Genomic DNA, 651 nt, shown 5'->3' on the forward strand with positions numbered 1-651 from the left:
TACCAGCACCAGGGGCCCCAGGTAGCGCGCCGGGATGACGAGCCCCAGCGCGCGGCCGTTGGCGAGCGCCGCGGTGGCGACCCCCACCACCTGGCCCTGCGCGTTCAGCACCGGGGAGCCCGACGCGTCCTCGGGCAGGGTGCGCGACAGCTCCAGGAGGGTGAGCCAGTCCCCCAGCACCTGCACCGCGCGGACCTCCAGGGCGCGGGGCTCGGGTGGGCGGCCCAGGCGGGCCTGGAGCACGTGGAGGCGCTCGCCCTCGGTGGGCAGGGTGGAGGGCCCCAGCGCCAGGTGGGGCACCACGCCCGGGAGGGTGAGGCGCAGCAGGGCCAGGTCGCGCCGCTCGTCCACGGCCGCCACCTGGACCACCTGGGTCCTGAGGCCGTCGGGCAGCACGGCGGTGATGCTGCGCGCGCCGGCGACCGCATGGAGGCTGGTGGCGATGTGTCCATCCGAGGAGATGACGAAGCCCGTGGCGGTGTGGCCGCCCAGCTCCAGCAGCAGCAGCGAGGCGCCCGCGCGGCGCAGGGCCTCCTCGGCCCGGACCTGGGTGGTCGAATCGTCCTCGGACATCGCAACCCCCGCTTGTGAAGCTGCGGCCAGCATTCCCGTGGTGTGGCGCGGGGCGGCCTCCCCTGAAGCGTAACAGCC

Annotated in this window: 1 protein-coding gene; it reads right to left on the minus strand. The window is 75.6% G+C overall.

All coding sequences use genetic code 11. The features are described from left to right. The coding region (locus D7X12_RS41720; RefSeq protein ID WP_147444020.1) for a S1 family peptidase at positions 1–573 on the minus strand (573 nt) is incomplete at its 3' end. Between the last annotated feature and the right edge of the window lie 78 nt (positions 574–651).

This window comes from Corallococcus sicarius (assembly GCF_003611735.1).
Lineage (GTDB): Bacteria > Myxococcota > Myxococcia > Myxococcales > Myxococcaceae > Corallococcus > Corallococcus sicarius.